This window comes from Streptomyces sp. NPDC045899 (assembly GCF_056431485.1).
This window is the reverse complement of the sequence record NZ_JBWKKP010000029.1, coordinates 37075-55338: the sequence shown is the minus strand read 5'-3', so window position 1 is coordinate 55338 and position 18264 is coordinate 37075. Positions and strand designations below refer to the sequence as shown.

Genomic DNA, 18264 nt, shown 5'->3' with positions numbered 1-18264 from the left:
GGTGGACGGGGGCGCCGGGCCCGGCGGCGTACGGGCCACGGGGCCCGTACGGGCCGTCAGACCCGGACGGTGTCGAGGCGGCGGGGGCGTGCCTCCATGGCGGTCCGCAGAGAGGCGAAGTCCTCCACACAGCGGCCGGTGCCGATGGCCACACAGTCCAGCGGGTCGTCGGCCACCAGCACCGGGATGTCCAGCTCACGGCTCAGCCGGACGTCCAGCCCGCGCAGCATGGCACCGCCGCCGGTCAGCACGATGCCGCGGTCCATGATGTCGCCCGCGAGCTCCGGCGGGGTCTCGTCCAGCGTGGAGCGGACCGCCGCCACGATGCTGTCCACCGGTTCGCCGAGTGCGTGCCGTACCTCCTCCGCGGTCAGTTCGAGCACCTTGGGGAGACCGGTGACCTGGTCACGGCCGCGGATGGTGCAGCGGTCCGGCGGCAACAGCGCCTGGGTGTCCTCGGGATCGCCGCTGTCACCCGGGAGGACGACCTCCACATTCCGCTCGGACTGCCGGACGGCGCCCCCGGGCCGGGGAGCCGGGAGCGAACCGCCCGGCGCCGCCGAGCCGATGCTCACCTTGATCTCCTCCGCGGTCCGTTCACCGATCGCCAGCGCGTAGTGCTTCTTCACATACGCGGTGATCGCGGTGTCCATGGCGTCCCCCGCCACCCGGACCGAGCGGGCGGTGACGATGCCGCCCAGGGAGACGACCGCGACCTCGGTGGTCCCGCCGCCGACGTCCACCACCATGCAGCCGGTCGGCTCGCTCACCGGCAGCCCGGCGCCGATCGCCGCCGCGATCGGCTCCTCGACCAGGTGCACTTGACGCGCACCGGCCTGGGTGGCGGCCTCCATCACCGCACGCCGCTCGACGCCGGTGATACCGGAGGGCACACAGACCACCACACGGGGCCGGGCCAGCCGACGGCTGCCCGCGACCTTCTTGATGAAGTACCTGAGCATCCGCTCCGCGATCTCGAAATCGGCGATCACGCCATCACGCAGCGGCCGGACGGCGACGATGTTCGTCGGGGTCCGCCCCATGGTCTCCTTCGCCGCCGAACCGACCGACAGCACATTGCCGTCGACCGTGTTGACGGCCACGACCGACGGCTCGTTGAGCACGATTCCCTTGCCCCGGACGTACACCAGCGTGTTCGCGGTGCCCAGGTCGATGCCCATGTCTCGTCCTGTGAACGACTTGTTCTGCGCCATAAGTTGACATTATTGCTTATGCCGGATTCTGTCCTGTCGCCGCTCCCCACCGTGGACTCAGCGGGAGCGTCCTGCACGGACCACGGGGAGCGCGGATCTCCGGGGAAACAATCGGCGTACCGCGCGCCGCGGTCCGCGCGTTCGCCGGGCAACTGATCGGCATCGCGACGCAGATGAGGGGGAGAGTTTCCGGGCTACGGCGGATACCCCGGTCGACCACTTCGGTCGGGTGGCCGATTACGAGAGGTCCCGGTGCGGAACGACACGGCACTCTCCGCCGTTACAGGTACGGAAAATTATCTCGTAGCGAAAAGGATCACCGGGAAGCACCCGGGTTGTCCAGGTATGCCGGGCGCCGTGTCTCCTTCCGGTCCCAGCCATGTCACGGACCCCAGACACAACTTGTCCCGTTGTCATGCCCTGCTGTTAGTTTAATGGCGCGAACTATTCGTCCGCGTTCCCAGCCCACCGCACCGCAGGTCAAGGCTGTCCCCGGAACGCGGATCTCCACCTTCATCCCCGGGGGATCACCATGAGCCAGAACTGGCAGCAGCCTCAGCAGCCTCAGCAGCCCCAGCAGCCCCAGCAGCCGGCCGGGTACGGCTACCCGCAGCAGCAGCCGCAGCAGCCGCAGTACGGTGGCGCTCCGCAGCAGCCCCAGTACGGCGCCCCGCAGCCGCAGTTCGGCGGCGGCTTCCCGCCGCCGGCGCCGCAGGGCCGCCCGGGGAACCCGCTCCTGGCCGTCGGTGCCGCCGTGGTCGCCGCGCTCGTGGGCGCCTTCCTCTACGCGTTCCTGCTGAGCGCGATGGCCGACACGGACGGCGCGGAGGTGGAGGTGACCCAGTTCGCCTACGCCGGTGTCGCGCTCGGTGGTCTGATCGGCTTCGTCGTCGCCAAGTTCGGCGGCCGTAACGTGGGCCTGTGGGTCGTCGGCGCGGTGCTCGCGCTGGCGGCCGTCTTCATGGGTGAGCTCCTCGGCTACTCCATGATCATGGCCGACCTGCTGGACAAGATGCCCGCCGGACAGCTCGAGGCGGCCGGGATCGAGCACACCTCCGCGCTGGAGATCTTCTTCAACCACATCACCGAGCCGCTGGTGCCGGCCGCCCCGGACAGCAGCATCCTCGATGCCTGGAAGGAGGACTCGGACGCGGTGACCTACATCTTCATGGCGCTCGCTCCGGTCGCCGCCATCGGTTCCGCCTTCCGCCTCAGCAACCGCTGACGCCCACGGCACACCACGCACATGGGGAAGGCCCCGACCGCATCGCGGTCGGGGCCTTCCCCATGCTGTGGAACGACTGGGAACGTCAGCGGTTGTCGTGCTGCGAGGGCGCGACCGTGACCTCGACCCGCTGGAACTCCTTGAGCTCCGAGTAGCCGGTGGTGGCCATCGCCCGGCGCAGCGCGCCGAAGAAGTTCATCGAACCGTCCGGGGTGTGCGAGGGGCCGAGCAGGACCTCCTCGGTGGTGCCCACCGCGCCCAGGTTCATCCGCTTGCCGCGCGGCACCTCGTCGTGGACGGCCTCCATGCCCCAGTGGTGACCGCGGCCGGGCGCGTCGGTGGCACGGGCCAGCGGCGAACCCATCATCACCGCGTCCGCACCACAGGCGATGGCCTTCGGCAGATCGCCGGACCAGCCGACACCGCCGTCGGCGATCACATGCACATAGCGGCCACCGGACTCGTCCATGTAGTCCCGGCGGGCGGCGGCGACATCGGCCACCGCGGTGGCCATCGGCACCTGGATGCCCAGCACGTTACGGGTGGTGTGCGCGGCACCGCCGCCGAAGCCGACCAGCACACCGGCCGCACCGGTGCGCATCAGGTGCAGCGCCGCGGTGTAGGTGGCACAACCGCCCACGATCACCGGCACATCGAGCTCATAGATGAACTGCTTGAGGTTCAGCGGCTCGGCGGCGCCCGACACATGCTCGGCGGAGACCGTGGTCCCGCGGATCACGAAGATGTCGACCCCGGCGTCCACCACGGCCTTGGAGAACTGCGCGGTGCGCTGCGGCGACAGGGCGGCGGCGGTCACCACGCCCGCGTCACGCACCTCCTTGAGGCGCTGGCCGATCAGCTCTTCCTTGATCGGCTCGGCGTAGACCTCCTGCAGCCGGCGGGTGGCGGTGTGCTCGTCCAGCTCGGAGATCTCCGCCAGCAGCGGCTCGGGGTCCTCGTAGCGGGTCCACAGCCCCTCGAGGTTGAGAACGCCGAGACCACCCAGCTCACCGATCCGGATCGCGGTCTGCGGGGAGACCACCGAATCCATCGGCGCGGCCAGGAACGGCAGCTCGAAGCGGTAGGCGTCGATCTGCCAGGCGATCGAGACCTCCTTCGGGTCCCGGGTACGACGACTCGGCACGACGGCGATGTCGTCGAACGCATACGCCCTGCGGCCGCGCTTGCCGCGCCCGATCTCGATCTCAGTCACGTGGGTGCCTTTCGCTGCCTGAATCTGCCGTACCAGTATCCCTGTCCCCCGCACGGACCCCGTGGGCCGGGGTCGCGCGGGGCACGGGCGTCAACGGCCGGAGTAGTTCGGCGCCTCGGTGGTCATCTGGATGTCGTGCGGGTGGCTCTCCTTGAGACCGGCCGCGGTGATCCGCACGAAGCGGCCCTTGTCCTTCAGCTCCGCCACATCGGCCGAGCCGACGTAGCCCATGGACGCCCGAAGACCGCCCACGAGCTGATGGGCGACGGAGGCCAGCGGACCGCGGTAGGGCACCTGGCCCTCGATGCCCTCGGGCACCAGCTTGTCCTCGGAGAGCACGTTGTCCTGGAAGTAACGGTCCTTGGAGTACGACCGGCCCTGGCCGCGCGACTGCATCGCGCCCAGCGAGCCCATGCCCCGGTAGGACTTGAACTGCTTGCCGCTGATGAAGACCATCTCACCCGGCGACTCCTCGCACCCGGCCAGCAGGCTGCCCAGCATCACGGTGTCGGCGCCGGCGGCGATGGCCTTGGCGATGTCACCGGAGAACTGGAGCCCGCCGTCACCGATGAGCGGCACACCGGCCGCGTGGCACGCCCGCGCGGCCTCGTAGATCGCGGTCACCTGGGGCACACCGATGCCCGCGACCACACGGGTGGTGCAGATGGAGCCCGGACCGACGCCGACCTTCACCCCGTCCACCCCGGCGTCGATCAGCGCCTGGGCGCCGTCCCGGGTGGCGACATTTCCGCCCACCACATCGACGGAGACATTGGACTTCACCTTGGCGATCATGTCGAGGATGCCCCGGCTGTGCCCATGGGCACTGTCCACCACCAGGAAGTCGGCCCCGGCCTCGACCAGCGCCTGGGCCCGGTCGTACGCCTCGTCGCCGACGCCCACGGCCGCGCCCACGACCAGCCGGCCCTCGGCGTCCTTGGCAGCGTTCGGGTACTGCTCGGCCTTGACGAAGTCCTTGACCGTGATCAGACCCTTGAGCACCCCGGCGACGTCCACCAGCGGCAGCTTCTCGATCTTGTGGCGGCGCAGCAGCTGCATCGCGTCCTCGCCGGAGATCCCCACCTTGCCGGTGACCAGCGGCATCGGGGTCATCACCTCGCGGACCTGACGGCCGCGGTCCACCTCGAAGGCCATGTCCCGGTTGGTGACGATGCCGAGCAGCTTGCCCGCCGCGTCGGTCACCGGGACACCGCTGATGCGGAACTTCGCGCACAGCGCGTCCGCCTCGTGGAGGGTGGCGTCCGGGCGGACGGTGATCGGGTCGGTCACCATGCCGGACTCGGAGCGCTTGACCAGGTCCACCTGGTTCGCCTGGTCCTCGATGGACAGATTGCGGTGCAGCACGCCCGCGCCGCCCTGCCGGGCCATGGCGATGGCCATCCGGGACTCGGTCACCTTGTCCATGGCGGCGGACAGCAGCGGAATGTTCACCCGGACGTTCCGCGAGACCCTGGACGAGGTGTCGACCGCGTTCGGCAGCACCTCGGAGGCGCCCGGCAGCAGCAGCACGTCGTCGTACGTCAGCCCGAGCATCGCGAACTTCTCAGGCACTCCGTCGACGTTGTCAGTCATGACACCCTTCCAATGGTCTTGCCCCAGCGCGGACTCCCATGCTAACGGCCATCCCGGGTGCCCCATCCCGCCCTGTGGACAACTGTGCGCACCCGCACAATGCCGCTGATCAGAGCCGGCGCGCGGTCACTGCTCGGCGAGCGCGCGCAGCCTGCTGAGGGCCCGGTGCTGTGCGACCCGTACCGCTCCGGGCGACATCCCGAGCATCTGTCCGGTCTCCTCGGCGGTCAGCCCGACCGCGACCCGGAGCAGCACCAGCTCGCGCTGGTTCTCCGGGAGATTGGCGAGCAGCTTCTTGGCCCACTCCGCGTCACTGCTGAGCAGCGCCCGCTCCTCGGGCCCCAGGGAGTCGTCCGGCTGCTCCGGCATCTCGTCCGAGGGCACGGCGGTGCTCCCCGGGTGCCGCATGGCGGCGCGCTGGAGGTCGGCGACCTTGTGCGCGGCGATGGCCACGACGAACGCCTCGAAGGGCTTACCGGTGTCGCGGTAGCGCGGCAGTGCGCAGAGCACCGCGAGACAGACCTCCTGCGCGAGGTCGTCCACGAAATGCCGGGCGTCCCCGGGCAGCCTGGACAGCCGCGTACGGCAGTAGCGCAGGGCCAGCGGGTGCACATGGGCGAGCAGGTCATGGGTCGCCTGCTCATCCCCCTCGACGGCGCGCCCGACCAGGGCGCCGATCGGCCCCGTGGCCGCCGGGGCACCGCCCGTGGGGGCCCCTGGCCTCTCGTCGTCGCGCATCCGTCCATGGTGCCTTGGGCCCGGAGGCTCCGTGGCACCGCGTCCTTGGTTGTGCGCTGAAGCGTTATGAGCAGGTGCGCCGGCTGTCGTCACGTCCTGCGCTCTCCCCTCACGCCCGACCGACTCGTCCCCGAGGAACTCCACACCATCAAGGATGCGGCATCGCGCGGGGAACTGATACAAGCCGCCGCCACAGCGGCCGCCGCACACGCTCTCGCCCCGCCCGCCACCAGGCGGGCGGGGACCGTCGCGCCCCCGCTGCGCTGCACGTCGATAGGGGCTGGTCCGCTAGCGGACCAGCCCCCAGCGGAATCCGAGGGCCACGGCATGGGCCCGGTCCGAAGCGCCGAGCTTCTTGAAGAGCCGCCGGGCGTGCGTCTTGACCGTGTCCTCGGAGAGGAACAGCTCACGGCCGATCTCCGCGTTGGAGCGGCCGTGGCTCATGCCCTCCAGCACCTGGATCTCCCGGGCGGTGAGGGTCGGGGCCGCGCCCATCTCGGCGGACCGCAGCCGCCTCGGCGCCAGCCGCCACGTGGGGTCGGCCAGCGCCTGGGTCACCGTGGCCCGCAGCTCGGCGCGCGAGGCGTCCTTGTGCAGATAGCCACGGGCACCGGCGGCCACCGCCAGCGCCACTCCATCGAGATCCTCGGCCACCGTGAGCATGATGATCCGGGCGCCGGGGTCGGCGGACAGCAGCCGCCGCACGGTCTCGACTCCGCCGAGACCGGGCATCCGTACGTCCATCAGGATCAGGTCCGAGCGGTCGGCACCCCAGCGGCGGAGGACTTCCTCGCCGTTGGCCGCTGTCGTCACACGCTCGACACCGGGCACGGTCGCCACCGCGCGGCGCAGTGCCTCTCGGGCAAGCGGGGAGTCGTCGCAGACGAGGACGGATGTCATGGCCGTCCTCCGCAGCTGATGCGCGTCACCTTGAGCCTCCAGGCTGGTACATATCGTCACCTGAGCGATTGACAGCCCCGGATATCTGTCCGAGAGCTTTACCCATCAACCGCCTCCGCACTCTCAACGACGGTCACCCGAAAGAGTTACGGGGTTCGGCGGCCACCTTCGACACTCTACGTGAGGGCTCGGATACAGAGCTGCTTCGTCGCGCCTGCCGCGCGCCAGCGCCTCTCCCCCATCGGTCTCCCCCAGGTCATCCCCTTCGGTGGCATTTGGCGACCTTGCTTCCAATTTGCCGACCTGTGTGGCTAGATTCGCAATGAGTCATATTTACATCTACTTACACCGTAGGTGCACAACCCAGGACACAGCGTCCGCAGTCGATCGCTTCGAGGAGATAAGGCAATGGCAGATTTCTCCCGTCTTCCCGGTCCGAACGCCGACCTGTGGGACTGGCAGCTCCTGGCCGCGTGTCGCGGGGTCGACAGCTCGCTCTTCTTCCACCCGGAGGGGGAGCGCGGCGCTGCCCGCAGCGCGCGGGAGATGTCGGCGAAAGAGGTGTGCATGCGCTGCCCGGTACGGGCGCAGTGCGCGGCTCACGCACTCGCCGTACGCGAGCCGTACGGCGTGTGGGGCGGACTGACCGAGGACGAGCGCGAGGAGCTCATGGGACGGGCGCGGCACCGCGCGGTGGCCACCTCGTCAGGGCCTCCCGGATCCTGACCGGATTCCGGGGCCGATCGATAGAAGAAACGTTCCATCCGCGAAGCGGACCTCAGCGGCGCGCCGCGGACTCCAGCCGGTCCAGCGTGGCCGCCACCGCGGGCACCCGCGCCAGGTCCGGCAGCGTCAGCGCCACCACCTCGCGCCGCACCGCGGGCTTGACCTCCAGCGTCACCGCGCCCTTGGCGCGCACCGACTCCAGCGCCAGCTCCGGCAGCACCGCGACCCCGAGCCCGGCCGCCACCAGCCCGATCACCGCCGGGTAGTCGTCCGTCGCGAAGTCGATCCGCGGTGTGAAGCCCTCGGACTCGCAGACCTCCACCAGATGACGGCGGCAGCGCGGACAGCCCGCGATCCACGGCTCCTCCGCCAGCTCCGCCATTCCGACCGTCCCGGCCCCGGCCAGCCGGTGCTCCCGCGGGACCACGACCACCAGCCGGTCGCTCAGCAGCGGCCGGGCCACCAGGTCCTCCCAGCCGCCGCCCGCCTCCACCGCGTCATCGGCCTGCGGATAGCGGAAGGCCACGGCGATCTCGCAGTCACCGGCCCGGAGCATCTCCACCGAGCGCGGCGGTTCGGCCTCCACCAGCGAGACCCGGGTCCCGGGGTGGGCGGCGCGCATCCCGGCGAGCGCCGTCGGCACCAGCGTGGAACTGCCGCTGGGGAACGACACCAGCCGCACCCGGCCCGCCCGCAGCCCGGCGATCGCCGCGACCTCCTCCTCGGCGGCGGTCAGCCCGGCCAGGATCCCCGCGGCGTGCCGCACCAGGGCCTCACCCGCCTCGGTCAGCCGCATCTCCCGGCCGGTGCGGATCAGCAACGGGGTGCCCGCGGCGCCCTCCAGGGCCTTCATCTGCTGGCTGACCGCGGGCTGGGTGCAGCCCAGCTCACGCGCCGCCGCGGAGAAGGAACCGGTGGCGGCCACCGCGCGCAGCACTCGGAGGTGACGGGCCTCGATCATGTCTTTGAGCATAAGCGCCCCTTGGACCCGGACCGGGATCTCCCGCCGCGGCCGATAACGTGCGGCTATGACGACTGCACTGATCACCGGAACCACCGCGGGCATCGGCGCCGCCTTCGCGAGCCGGCTCGCCGCCGACGGGCACAACCTCGTGCTCGTCGCCCGTGACGAGAAGCGGCTGCGCGACCAGGCGGCGGACCTGCACGACCGGCACGGCGTGGAGGTCGAGGTGCTGCGGGCCGACCTGTCCGAGGAGGCGGGCATCGCGGCGGTCGAGGCCCGGCTGGAGGACCGCACCCACCCGGTCGATCTGCTCGTCAACAACGCCGGGTTCGGCAACCGCGGCCGCTATCTGGAGGCGCCGCTCACCGACGAGCTGCGGATGCTGAGGCTCCACTGCGAGGCGGTGCTCCGGCTCACCAGCGCGGCCTGCGGGACGATGCGCGACCGGGGCCGCGGCGGGGTGATCAACGTGGCGTCGATCGCGGCGTTCTTCCCGCGCGGGACGTACGGCGCGAGCAAGGCGTGGGTGGTGCAGTTCACCCAGGGCGCGGCGAAGGACCTGGCGAGTTCGGGCGTCCGGCTGATGGCGCTGTGCCCCGGCTTCGTGCGCACGGAGTTCCACGCGCGGGCGGGGATCAAGCCGGACAGTGTGCCGAGCTGGATGTGGCTGGACGCGGACAAGCTGGTCGCGTCGGCGCTCAAGGACCTCTCGCGCGGGAAGTCGCTGTCCATCCCGGACCCGCGCTACAAGACGATGACGGGGCTGGCGAAGCTGGTCCCGAGGGCGGCGGTGTCGGCGGTCTCCTCCCGGGTCGGCCGCAACTACGCGCGCCGGTAGTCCACCGGGCCGGTGGACCACCGGCCGGCAGTCGCCTCAGCGGTCACCGCGCAGCGCGAAGGCGCGGCCGCCCCTCCCGGGACGGCCGCGCCTTCGTGGCGTCGGGCTCGCGTCAGTGCGCGTGGCCGTGGCCGTGGCCGCCGGCCTCGGCCTCTTCCTCGGCCGGCTTCTCGACCACCAGGGTCTCGGTGGTGAGCAGCAGCGAGGCGATCGAGGCCGCGTTCTCCAGCGCGGAGCGGGTGACCTTGACCGGGTCGATGACGCCGGCCTTCACCAGGTCGCCGTACTCCTCGGTGGCGGCGTTGTAGCCGTGGCCCTTCTCGAGCTCGGCGACCTTCGAGGTGATGACGTAGCCCTCGAGACCGGCGTTCTCGGCGATCCAGCGCAGCGGCTCGACCGAGGCGCGGCGGACCACGGCGACACCGGTGGCCTCGTCGCCGTCCAGGCCGAGGTTGCCCTCGAGCACCTTGGCGGCGTGCACCAGAGCGGAGCCACCACCGGAGACGATGCCCTCCTCGACCGCGGCGCGGGTCGCGGAGATGGCGTCCTCCAGACGGTGCTTCTTCTCCTTGAGCTCGACCTCGGTGGCCGCGCCCACGCGGATCACGCAGACACCGCCGGCCAGCTTCGCCAGACGCTCCTGGAGCTTCTCGCGGTCCCAGTCGGAGTCCGTGCTCTCGATCTCGGCCTTGATCTGGGCGATCCGGCCGGCGACGTCCTCGGCCTTGCCGCCACCGTCGACGATGGTGGTGTCGTCCTTGGTGACGGTCACGCGGCGGGCGGTGCCCAGCACGTCGAGACCGGCCTGGTCCAGCTTGAGGCCGACCTCTTCGGCGATGACGGTGGCGCCGGTGAGGGTCGCCATGTCACCGAGCATCGCCTTGCGGCGGTCGCCGAAGCCCGGGGCCTTCACCGCGACGGCGTTGAAGGTGCCACGGATCTTGTTGACGACGAGGGTGGACAGGGCCTCGCCCTCCACGTCCTCGGCGATGATCAGCAGCGGCTTGCTGGCGCCGGCCTGGATGACCTTCTCCAGCAGCGGCAGCAGGTCCTGGATCGAGCCGATCTTGCCCTGGTGGATCAGGATGTACGGGTCGTCGAGGACGGCCTCCATACGCTCCTGGTCGGTCACCATGTAGGGCGAGAGGTAGCCCTTGTCGAAGGCCATGCCCTCGGTGAAGTCGAGCTCCAGGCCGAAGGTGTTGGACTCCTCGACGGTGATGACACCGTCCTTGCCGACCTTGTCCATCGCCTCGGCGATCAGCTCGCCGACCTGCTTGTCCTGGGCGGACAGCGCGGCCACGGCGGCGATGTCGGACTTGGAGTCGATCGGGCGGGCGGTCGCCAGGAGGTCGTCGGAGACGGCCTTGACCGCGGCGTCGATGCCCTTCTTCAGGGCGGCCGGGGAGGCACCGGCGGCCACGTTGCGCAGGCCCTCGCGGACCAGCGCCTGGGCCAGCACGGTGGCGGTGGTGGTGCCGTCACCCGCGATGTCGTTGGTCTTGGTCGCCACCTCCTTGACGAGCTGGGCGCCCAGGTTCTCGTACGGGTCCTCGACCTCGACCTCACGGGCGATGGTGACACCGTCGTTGGTGATGGTCGGGGCACCGAACTTCTTGTCGATGACCACGTTGCGGCCGCGGGGACCGATGGTGACCTTGACCGTGTCCGCCAGCTTGTTGACGCCGCGCTCGAGGGCGCGACGGGCGTCCTCGTCGAACTTCAGGATCTTCGCCATGAGTTGCGTATGTCCTCTCAAACGAACCGCGTCCCGACCCCGGGTATCTGTGACACGGGCACCGGGACGCGGCTCATAGGCAAATCTTCGGTGATTACTTCTCGACGATCGCGAGGACGTCGCGAGCCGAGAGGACGAGGTACTCCTCGCCGTTGTACTTCACCTCGGTGCCGCCGTACTTGCTGTAGAGCACGACGTCACCGACGGCGACGTCGAGCGGAAGACGGTTGCCTTCCTCGAAGCGGCCCGGGCCCACGGCCAGGACGACGCCCTCCTGGGGCTTCTCCTTGGCGGTGTCCGGGATGACCAGACCGGAAGCCGTGGTCTGCTCGGCGTCGAGCGGCTGCACCACGATGCGGTCCTCGAGCGGCTTGATGGCAACCTTGGAGCTGGTGGTCGTCACGATCCGACCTCCCCCTTCGGAGATCTCACGGGGTTAACTGTCTGAGGTGGCGACCAGGTGGATCCGTCGTCGCGGGTGCCGGACCTGCCCGTCGCTGTGTGGTTGGCACTCCACACTGCCGAGTGCCAGCCTCGACATTATGACGCGGTTAGCACTCAGTCAACTAGAGTGCCAGGCGATGCGGGGACGGGCACCGATCGCCACCCCGCCGCGGGACCCGCCCGGCCCCCTCAGACGTAGTCCTCCAGCCGCGCCACCGTGAAGCCCTGCTCCTGGATCGCCCGCAGCATCGACGTGATCATGTCGGTCATGGACGCGCCCTCCAGCTGCTCCGGTCCGCGGAAGTGCGCGAGCACGATGTCCCCCGGCTGGAGCGCGCCCCCGGACCGGTAGGCCATCCCGCCCGGCTCCATCTCGGCGCGCCACAGCACCACCGTCCGCGCCCCGCAGTCCGCCGCCGCGCGCAGCGTCGTCCCGTCGTACGCGCCGTAGGGCGGGCGGAACAGCCGCGGCTCGCGGCCGAGGCGGTCGCGGAGGTTGTCCCGCTGGCCGCAGATCTCCTGCCGCTGGGTGTCGTAGTCGAGCCCGGCCAGGCTGGGGTGGGTGAGGGTGTGGTTCTCCATCGGGTTGCCGAGCCGCTGGAGCTCGTCGAAGTAGTCGTACCGGTCGCCGATCACGTTGTCGGTGAGGAAGCCGGTGAAGGGGAGTCCGAGATCGCGGGCCTGCTCCACGAAGCCCGGGTCCTTCTCGATGCCGTCGTCGATCGTCAGGAAGACCACCCGATCGGTGGTCTGCACCCGGCGGATGACCGGCGGCAGCCCCTCCTCGGACGGCTCCTCCAGGACGAGCGGCGGTTTGGCGGCGGGCGGGGGCGGCGGCTGGTCCAACGGCCGGTCCAGACCCCATCTGCGGTACGCCTCGGGGTCACCCGCCGGGGCGGAGCCGGCCCGCGAGGGGCCGGGCGCGCCGGACCCGCCGGGCGCGCCGGACCCGCCGGGGGCGCCGGACCCACCGGGGGCCGGGGACGGTGCGGCGGCCGGACCGGACGCCCCTTCCGGAACCGGGGAGACCGGCGGCGGGGAGTGGTCCGGGGCCGCGGAGATCTCCGGGGGGCGCGCCGCCGGTGGCGGTGCGGTGGGTGAACGCCCCGCGGTCTGCGGGGCCGGGGACTCCGCGGCCGTGGCGGTGTCCACGGTGGTCCGGGCGAGCGGACCGGGGCCCTTAAGGCTTCCGCAGCCCGTGAGCACGACCGCCGCGGTGGTGAGGACCAGACACCGCGAGAACCCATTCTTGATCATCGGCATATATGTGATCTTCGGCCGGAATGGGGGGAAGCGCGCGCCGCGTGGGTGCGAATACGCCCGCGGGAGCGGGGAGAATGGGCCATGTGGACGTTGACGCCTTCGACTCACTCCTCGGCGACGAGGGTCAGGAGCTGCTCACCGCGCTCCGGGACCACGACCCGGCGGACGAGCTCACCACCGCGACCCGGCTGCGCCGTGACCATCCGGCGGCGCTGGTCTCGGCGGCCCTGACGCAGGCCCAGTTGCGCCAGCGGGCGGTCGCCAAGTTCGGCGAGGACGCCCACCGGATGTACTTCACCCCGCACGGTGTCGAGCAGTCCACGCGCACCTCCGTGGCCGCCTACCGCGCCGAGCGGTTCGCCGGGTTCGGGGTGCGCGGCGTGGCCGATCTGTGCTGCGGCATCGGTGGCGACGCGATCGCGCTCGCCCGGGCGGGCATCTCCGTACTGGCCGTCGACCGGGATCCGCTGACCTGCGCGGTGGCCCGCGCCAACGCCGCTTCCCTGGGTCTGTCCGAGCTCATCGAGGTCCGCTGCGCGGATGTCGCCGAGATCGACACCACCCCCTTCGACGCGGTCTTCGTCGATCCCGCCCGGCGCGGCGGCCGGGGCCGGGTCTTCGACCCCGAGGCGTACTCCCCGCCGCTGTCCTGGGCCGTCGGGGCCGCCCGCACCACGCCGCGCGCCGCGCTCAAGATCGCCCCGGGGATCCCCCACGAGGCGGTCCCGGAGGACGCGGAGGCCGAGTGGATCTCGGACCACGGGCAGGTGAAGGAGGCCGTGCTGTGGTTCGGCACGGCCCGCCCCGGGATGCGCCGCGCCACCCTGCTCCCGGCCTCCCACTCGCTGCTGGGCACCCGGCTGCTGCCCGATCCGCCGACCGGTCCGGTGGGGCGCTGGCTGTACGAACCGGACGGCGCCGTCATCCGTGCCCATCTGGTGGCCGATGTCGCGGCCCGGATCGGCGGGCGGCTCATCGATCCGACGATCGCCTACATCACGGCGGACGAGCTGCGCCCGACGCCGTACGCCACGCCGTACGAGATCACCGACGTCCTGCCGTTCAACCTGAAGAAGCTCAAGGCGCTGCTGCGGGAGCGGGAGATCGGGATCGTCACGATCAAGAAGCGGGGTTCGGCGGTGGAACCGGAGACGCTGCGCAAGAAGCTGCGCCTGGCGGGGCGCAAGGCCTGCACCATCCTGCTCACACGTGTCGACGGCGCCCCGACGATGCTGCTGGGGCATCCGGCCGAGGTGCCCGCTCCGGCTAGCCCCTGAGCACCTCCCGTCCGGCCGGTCCGGCGTTCCGCAGCTCGAACCAGACGCCCTTGGCGTAGCCGCCCGTCGGATCGCCCTCCGCCGTCCCCCACGCCTCGGCGAGCGCGCCGACCACGCGCAGCCCGCGGCCGCGCGGCTGGTCGCCGTCCGGGAGGCGGGAGGGCACCGGGAGCGCGGCGCAGCCGTCGTAGAGCAGTACACGCAGCCGCGGGGGCTCGATCACCACGCGCAGCAGCAGCGCGTCGCCCTCGCCGTGCAGATAGGCGTTGGTGACCAGCTCCGAGGTGCACAGGGTCGCGGCGTCCACCAGGCCCTGTTGATCGGTGCAGTTCAGGACGCAGGCGACGAAGTCCCGCAGGATCTTGGGCGACGCGGGGCCGCGGCTGCCGCGCAGGGTGTAGACGCAACGGTCACCGGAGGCGGTGGGCGCGGGCGGCGGGACATCCTCGGGCTCGTGGTCGGTACCCATGGGTCAACTCCCTGCGAGGGGGCCGATGGTGCGCGTACCGTTGCGGCGATCAACGCGTGGTAGCGGTTCCGCCACCCACGGTAGGGCAGATATGGAAACATCTGCTACGGCACCGGTTAATTTCCCCGACGTCCGGCCCCTGAGGGGGAAAGAGCAACGGAGGAGCATGCCGCCCAGAAGCGCCCCCACCGCCCGTCAACTCCGGCTGGGCACCGAGCTGCGGAGGATGCGCGAGAAGGCCGGACTCGGCATCCAGGACGCCGCCGACCGGCTGGGCATCAACCGCACCCACATCACCAACCTGGAGCTGGCGCGCTTCGGGGTGAGCGAGGAGCGGGTCCGCGCGCTCGCCTCGATCTACGCCTGCCCGGACCGCGCCTACGTCGACGCGCTCGTCGCCATGGCCCGGGAGCGCAAGGGCGGTTGGTGGGAGGAGTACCGCGGCCATATCGCGACCGGCGGTCTCGACCTCGCCGAGCTGGAGTACTACGCGCGGAGTCTGCGCGTGGTCGAGCTGATGTTCCTGCCCGGTCTGCTGCAGACGGAGGCGTACGCCACCGCCGTCCTCAACGAGACGGTGCCCCCGTGGTCCCCGACGGAGCTGCGGCGCAGACTCTCCCACCGGATGAAGCGCCGGGACGTCCTCGACCGGGACGATCCGCCGCCGTGCACGTTCATCCTCCACGAGGCGTCCCTGCGGATGCGGTTCGGCGGACCGCAGCTGATGCGCGCCCAGTTGGAGAGCCTGCTGGAGGCGTCCACCCGGAGGAACGTCACCGTGCGGGTCATCCCCTTCGAGGCGGGCGGCTTCCCCGTCTCGGGGGTCTCGGTCACCTACGCCTCGGGCAGTGTGCCGCAGCTGGACACCGTGCAGCTGGACTCGGCGCACGGGCCCATGTTCCTGCACGCCGAGACCCAGCTGACCATCCACCGGGCGGTGCTGGAGCGGACGACGAAGGTGAGCCTGGCCGCCGACGCGTCACGGGACCTGATCCACGGGATCACCCGACAGCTCTGAGCCCCCGGCACCGCCCTCACCCCCGCCCCACCACTGTCCCCGTATCCATCGGCCGAAAGCACGCACATGACCGAGATGACCTGGCGGAAGTCCTCCTACTCCACCCAAGGGGACGGCAGTTCCTGTGTGGAGCTCGCCTCCATACCCGGCGGCGGGGTCGCGCTGCGCGAGAGCGACGACCCCGACACCGTCCTGACCACCACCCCCGCGCGGCTGCGGGCCCTGCTCGACGCCGTCAAGGCAGGCGCGTTCGATCACCTCGCGGCGCAGTGACGGGCGGTTCGACGGACGGTTCGACAGGCGCCTGGTCCGGGCCCTTCGCCGCCGCGTCCGCCGCGTCCGGCTCCGCCGCCACCGGTCCGCCGCGCCCCGGCAGCAGCAGCGCCGCGCTCAGGGCGGCCACCGCCAGCAGCGCACCCGCCACCCCGAAGGCCGTGGCGTAGCCGGAGACGAGGGCGGCCGGACCACCGCCGCCGTCGGCGTCCGTCGTATGCGAGGCCACCGTCGCGAGGACCGCGAGCCCCAGCGAACCCCCGATCTGCCGTGAGCTGTTGACCAGGCCGGACGCCATACCGGTCTCATGCGCCGCCACACCCGTTGTCGCGGCCGTGCCCATCGGGACGACACAGAGTCCGATGCCGACGCTCGCCACGAGGGAGGGGCCGAGGACCGAGTCCGCGAACCCGCCGTCCACCCCGACCGTCAGCCGGAACCACACGAATCCGGCGGCGCCCAGCAGCCCGCCCGCGACCAGCAGGTTCCGCACCCCGAACCGGGCCACCGTACGGGTCGCGGTGAGCGAGCCGATCACGACGCCCGCGCAGAAGGGCAGAAACGCGGTCCCGGCCCTGATCGGCCCGTACTCCAGGATCTGCTGCATATAGAGCGAGGTGAAGTAGAAGGCCGCGAACTGGCCGGAGAACAGCAGCAGCACGAAGAGGTTCGCGACCAGCACCGAACGCTGCCGCAGCAGCCCGATCCGCAACAGCGGCTGTGCCACCCGCCGTTCCACGACGACGAACGCGAGCAGCGCCACGGCCGCGACCGCGAGGGTGGTCAGGGTGGTCGGCGATCTCCAGGGATGGGCCTCGGTCCGCACGAGTGCCAGCACCAGGGCCGTCATACCGCCGGTGACCAGCAGCGCCCCGGCCGCGTCCAGCCGGGCGGGCGGACCCTCGCGCCGGTCGGGCGCCACCGAGAAGCGGGCCGCGGCCAGCGCGGCGAGCACGATCGGCACATTGATCAACAGCACCGAGCGCCAGCCCGCCCATGCGGTGAGCAGCCCTCCGGCCAGCACCCCGACGGCGCCGCCCGCCGCCGAGGCCATCCCCCACAGCCCCAGCGCCCGGGCCCGCGCGGGCCCGGCCGGGAAGGTGACGGCGATCAGCGTGAACGCCACCGGCGCGAGCGCCGCGGCGCCCACCCCCTGCACGGCACGCGCGGCGATCAGCCAGCCGGGCGAGCCCACCAGCCCGCCGCCGAGGCTGGCCAGCCCGAACACCGCGAGCCCGGCCATCAGCGTCGTCCGCCGGCCCACGATGTCCGCGAGCCGCCCGCCGAGCATCAGCAGCCCGCCGAAGGCGAGGGCGTAGGCGTTGACGACCCAGAGCAGCCCGCCCGGGTCGAAGCCGAGGTCGTCACGGATGTCGGGCAGTGCGACGTTCACCACGGACATGTCGAGCGCGACGACGAACTGCACGGTGAGCGCGACGGCCAGCAGCCAACCCGTTCTCTCCCGTTGGTCGTTCATGGTCCTCCTCCATCGGATCCCCCGGGGCCAGTCCAGTTAGTGTACGCGTATACTTAACCCGTACACCAACCCCGTGCAGGGACAATGGGCCGGTGACGAAGGAGACGGAGACAGGGACCGCGAAGGCCCGGCGGACCGGCGGACGCCCCCGCCGGCTGGAGCGGGAGACGATCGTCGCCACCGCGCGCCGCATCCTCGAGGAGGAGGGGACGGGCGGTCTGAGCATGCGGCGGCTGGCCAAGGAGGTCGGCGCCACACCGATGGCCCTCTACCGCCACGTCCGCGACAAGGACGAGCTGCTCCAGCTCGTCCTGGCCGGGACGGCGCGCACCCGCCCCCGCCCCGACCTGCCCGAGGACCCGCGCGAACGGGTCCACACGGTGGCCCTGCACATGCTGCGCACGCTCCAGGAGCTGCCGTGGGTGGTCGAGGTGCTGAGCCTCGGCGAACTCACCGACAAGGACGCCCTGTGGATGGTCGAGGAGATCATCGACTCGGCCATGGCGTGCGGGCAGAGCGAGCGCCGGGCGGTGCACACATACCGCTCGATCTGGCACTACGTGCTCGGCACGCTCGTCTTCCGCACGGCCCTCGCCCGCCGCGCGGAGGCCCCGGACCGCCGCGCGGCGTTCCCCTCCCTGCTCACCGATGCGGACCCCGCCGAGCTGCCGCGGCTGTCCGCACTGGCGGACCGCTGGGACGGGATCACGGACACGTACGACCCGGCGGAGGAGCTGCGGGCGTTCGTGAACGGCCTGCTCGACCGGACCGGGGACGGTGTGTGATCACCGCGACGCCCCGGGCGAGGAGCAGGTGATCGGCCCGAAGTCCTCGGTCCAGCGGACGAGTTGAGGTCCGCCCCCAGGCAGGAGGTACGGGGCCTCCCGCGGCGTT

At 71.4% G+C, this 18264-nt stretch carries 18 protein-coding genes; 7 read left to right on the top strand and 11 right to left on the bottom strand.

From position 1 onward, the window contains the following. Positions 1-56 precede the first annotated feature (56 nt). Positions 57-1214 carry a rod shape-determining protein gene (locus tag AC07FT_RS31435; RefSeq protein WP_471203403.1) on the bottom strand — a complete coding sequence of 386 codons (1158 nt, stop codon included), beginning with the start codon at positions 1212-1214 and terminating at the stop codon, positions 57-59. 532 nt (positions 1215-1746) lie between these two features. On the opposite strand from AC07FT_RS31435, the gene AC07FT_RS31430 reads away from it, so the two are divergent. Next, a complete protein-coding gene (locus AC07FT_RS31430; RefSeq protein WP_479179378.1) occupies positions 1747-2439 on the top strand; it encodes a hypothetical protein in 693 nt (230 codons plus the stop codon). Positions 2440-2524: 85 nt separating this feature from the next. Here AC07FT_RS31430 and AC07FT_RS31425 read toward each other — a convergent pair whose 3' ends face one another. The 4 genes from AC07FT_RS31425 to AC07FT_RS31410 form a co-directional block, all read right to left on the bottom strand. Beyond that, positions 2525-3652, bottom strand: a complete 1128-nt coding sequence (locus AC07FT_RS31425) for a GuaB3 family IMP dehydrogenase-related protein (RefSeq protein ID WP_471203406.1) — start codon at positions 3650-3652, stop codon at positions 2525-2527. Between the two features lie 90 nt (positions 3653-3742). After that, positions 3743-5245: an IMP dehydrogenase gene (gene guaB, locus AC07FT_RS31420; RefSeq protein WP_479179377.1), complete on the bottom strand. Its 1503-nt coding sequence runs from the start codon at positions 5243-5245 to the stop codon at positions 3743-3745. A 126-nt stretch (positions 5246-5371) separates the two neighbouring features. Further along, positions 5372-5983: a sigma-70 family RNA polymerase sigma factor gene (locus AC07FT_RS31415; RefSeq protein ID WP_254743752.1), complete on the bottom strand. Its 612-nt coding sequence runs from the start codon at positions 5981-5983 to the stop codon at positions 5372-5374. 288 nt (positions 5984-6271) lie between these two features. Continuing rightward, the gene (locus AC07FT_RS31410) at positions 6272-6883 is read right to left on the bottom strand and encodes a response regulator transcription factor (RefSeq protein WP_003948568.1); all 612 of its coding nucleotides are present in this window, start codon (positions 6881-6883) and stop codon (positions 6272-6274) included. Positions 6884-7291: 408 nt separating this feature from the next. On the opposite strand from AC07FT_RS31410, the gene AC07FT_RS31405 reads away from it, so the two are divergent. Continuing rightward, complete coding sequence (locus tag AC07FT_RS31405; protein WP_176181258.1) at positions 7292-7609, top strand: WhiB family transcriptional regulator; 318 nt, start codon at positions 7292-7294, stop codon at positions 7607-7609. Between the two features lie 52 nt (positions 7610-7661). On the opposite strand, the gene AC07FT_RS31400 is transcribed toward AC07FT_RS31405, so the two are convergent. After that, positions 7662-8570 carry a LysR family transcriptional regulator gene (locus AC07FT_RS31400; RefSeq protein WP_432587094.1) on the bottom strand — a complete coding sequence of 303 codons (909 nt, stop codon included), beginning with the start codon at positions 8568-8570 and terminating at the stop codon, positions 7662-7664. 67 nt (positions 8571-8637) lie between these two features. Here AC07FT_RS31400 and AC07FT_RS31395 point away from each other — a divergent pair, with 67 nt between their 5' ends. Continuing rightward, entirely contained in the window at positions 8638-9411 is a 774-nt protein-coding gene (locus AC07FT_RS31395) for an SDR family NAD(P)-dependent oxidoreductase (protein ID WP_471203412.1), read from the top strand. 112 nt (positions 9412-9523) lie between these two features. On the opposite strand, the gene groL is transcribed toward AC07FT_RS31395, so the two are convergent. The 3 genes from groL to AC07FT_RS31380 form a co-directional block, all read right to left on the bottom strand. Continuing rightward, a complete protein-coding gene (gene groL, locus AC07FT_RS31390; RefSeq protein ID WP_479179376.1) occupies positions 9524-11149 on the bottom strand; it encodes a chaperonin GroEL in 1626 nt (541 codons plus the stop codon). Positions 11150-11243: 94 nt separating this feature from the next. Continuing rightward, positions 11244-11552 (bottom strand): co-chaperone GroES, encoded by a 309-nt coding sequence (gene groES / locus AC07FT_RS31385; RefSeq protein ID WP_254743762.1) that lies wholly within the window; start codon positions 11550-11552, stop codon positions 11244-11246. A gap of 230 nt (positions 11553-11782) precedes the next feature. Beyond that, on the bottom strand, positions 11783-12856 hold the full coding sequence (locus tag AC07FT_RS31380; RefSeq protein WP_479179374.1) for a polysaccharide deacetylase family protein: 1074 nt from the start codon (positions 12854-12856) through the stop codon (positions 11783-11785). 74 nt (positions 12857-12930) lie between these two features. Between AC07FT_RS31380 and AC07FT_RS31375 the strand changes: the two genes are divergently transcribed. Continuing rightward, positions 12931-14133 (top strand): class I SAM-dependent methyltransferase, encoded by a 1203-nt coding sequence (locus AC07FT_RS31375; RefSeq protein WP_479179372.1) that lies wholly within the window; start codon positions 12931-12933, stop codon positions 14131-14133. On the opposite strand, the gene AC07FT_RS31370 is transcribed toward AC07FT_RS31375, so the two are convergent. Continuing rightward, on the bottom strand, positions 14123-14602 hold the full coding sequence (locus AC07FT_RS31370) for an ATP-binding protein (protein ID WP_471203420.1): 480 nt from the start codon (positions 14600-14602) through the stop codon (positions 14123-14125). The two genes, AC07FT_RS31375 and AC07FT_RS31370, sit on opposite strands and share 11 nt — an antisense overlap. A gap of 166 nt (positions 14603-14768) precedes the next feature. On the opposite strand from AC07FT_RS31370, the gene AC07FT_RS31365 reads away from it, so the two are divergent. Then, the gene (locus AC07FT_RS31365) at positions 14769-15620 is read left to right on the top strand and encodes a Scr1 family TA system antitoxin-like transcriptional regulator (RefSeq protein ID WP_479179370.1); all 852 of its coding nucleotides are present in this window, start codon (positions 14769-14771) and stop codon (positions 15618-15620) included. A 66-nt stretch (positions 15621-15686) separates the two neighbouring features. Then, the gene (locus AC07FT_RS31360) at positions 15687-15893 is read left to right on the top strand and encodes a DUF397 domain-containing protein (RefSeq protein ID WP_479179369.1); all 207 of its coding nucleotides are present in this window, start codon (positions 15687-15689) and stop codon (positions 15891-15893) included. On the opposite strand, the gene AC07FT_RS31355 is transcribed toward AC07FT_RS31360, so the two are convergent. Then, entirely contained in the window at positions 15856-17370 is a 1515-nt protein-coding gene (locus AC07FT_RS31355; RefSeq protein ID WP_479179368.1) for an MFS transporter, read from the bottom strand. The two genes, AC07FT_RS31360 and AC07FT_RS31355, sit on opposite strands and share 38 nt — an antisense overlap. Before the next feature lie 92 nt (positions 17371-17462). On the opposite strand from AC07FT_RS31355, the gene AC07FT_RS31350 reads away from it, so the two are divergent. Continuing rightward, on the top strand, positions 17463-18155 hold the full coding sequence (locus AC07FT_RS31350) for a TetR/AcrR family transcriptional regulator (RefSeq protein WP_479179366.1): 693 nt from the start codon (positions 17463-17465) through the stop codon (positions 18153-18155). Positions 18156-18264 lie beyond the last annotated feature (109 nt).

Excerpts from the sequence above, each read along its gene's own strand:
- AC07FT_RS31435 (WP_471203403.1), bottom strand. The coding sequence starts at position 1,214 with ATGGCGCAGAACAAGTCGTTCACAGGACGAGACATGGGCATCGACCTG.
- AC07FT_RS31430 (WP_479179378.1), top strand. The coding sequence starts at position 1,747 with ATGAGCCAGAACTGGCAGCAGCCTCAGCAGCCTCAGCAGCCCCAGCAG.
- guaB (WP_479179377.1), bottom strand. The coding sequence starts at position 5,245 with ATGACTGACAACGTCGACGGAGTGCCTGAGAAGTTCGCGATGCTCGGG.
- AC07FT_RS31415 (WP_254743752.1), bottom strand. The coding sequence starts at position 5,983 with ATGCGCGACGACGAGAGGCCAGGGGCCCCCACGGGCGGTGCCCCGGCG.
- AC07FT_RS31410 (WP_003948568.1), bottom strand. The coding sequence starts at position 6,883 with ATGACATCCGTCCTCGTCTGCGACGACTCCCCGCTTGCCCGAGAGGCA.
- AC07FT_RS31405 (WP_176181258.1), top strand. The coding sequence starts at position 7,292 with ATGGCAGATTTCTCCCGTCTTCCCGGTCCGAACGCCGACCTGTGGGAC.
- AC07FT_RS31400 (WP_432587094.1), bottom strand. The coding sequence starts at position 8,570 with ATGATCGAGGCCCGTCACCTCCGAGTGCTGCGCGCGGTGGCCGCCACC.
- AC07FT_RS31395 (WP_471203412.1), top strand. The coding sequence starts at position 8,638 with ATGACGACTGCACTGATCACCGGAACCACCGCGGGCATCGGCGCCGCC.
- groL (WP_479179376.1), bottom strand. The coding sequence starts at position 11,149 with ATGGCGAAGATCCTGAAGTTCGACGAGGACGCCCGTCGCGCCCTCGAG.
- AC07FT_RS31380 (WP_479179374.1), bottom strand. The coding sequence starts at position 12,856 with ATGCCGATGATCAAGAATGGGTTCTCGCGGTGTCTGGTCCTCACCACC.
- AC07FT_RS31375 (WP_479179372.1), top strand. The coding sequence starts at position 12,931 with ATGGGCCATGTGGACGTTGACGCCTTCGACTCACTCCTCGGCGACGAG.
- AC07FT_RS31370 (WP_471203420.1), bottom strand. The coding sequence starts at position 14,602 with ATGGGTACCGACCACGAGCCCGAGGATGTCCCGCCGCCCGCGCCCACC.
- AC07FT_RS31365 (WP_479179370.1), top strand. The coding sequence starts at position 14,769 with ATGCCGCCCAGAAGCGCCCCCACCGCCCGTCAACTCCGGCTGGGCACC.
- AC07FT_RS31360 (WP_479179369.1), top strand. The coding sequence starts at position 15,687 with ATGACCGAGATGACCTGGCGGAAGTCCTCCTACTCCACCCAAGGGGAC.
- AC07FT_RS31355 (WP_479179368.1), bottom strand. The coding sequence starts at position 17,370 with ATGAACGACCAACGGGAGAGAACGGGTTGGCTGCTGGCCGTCGCGCTC.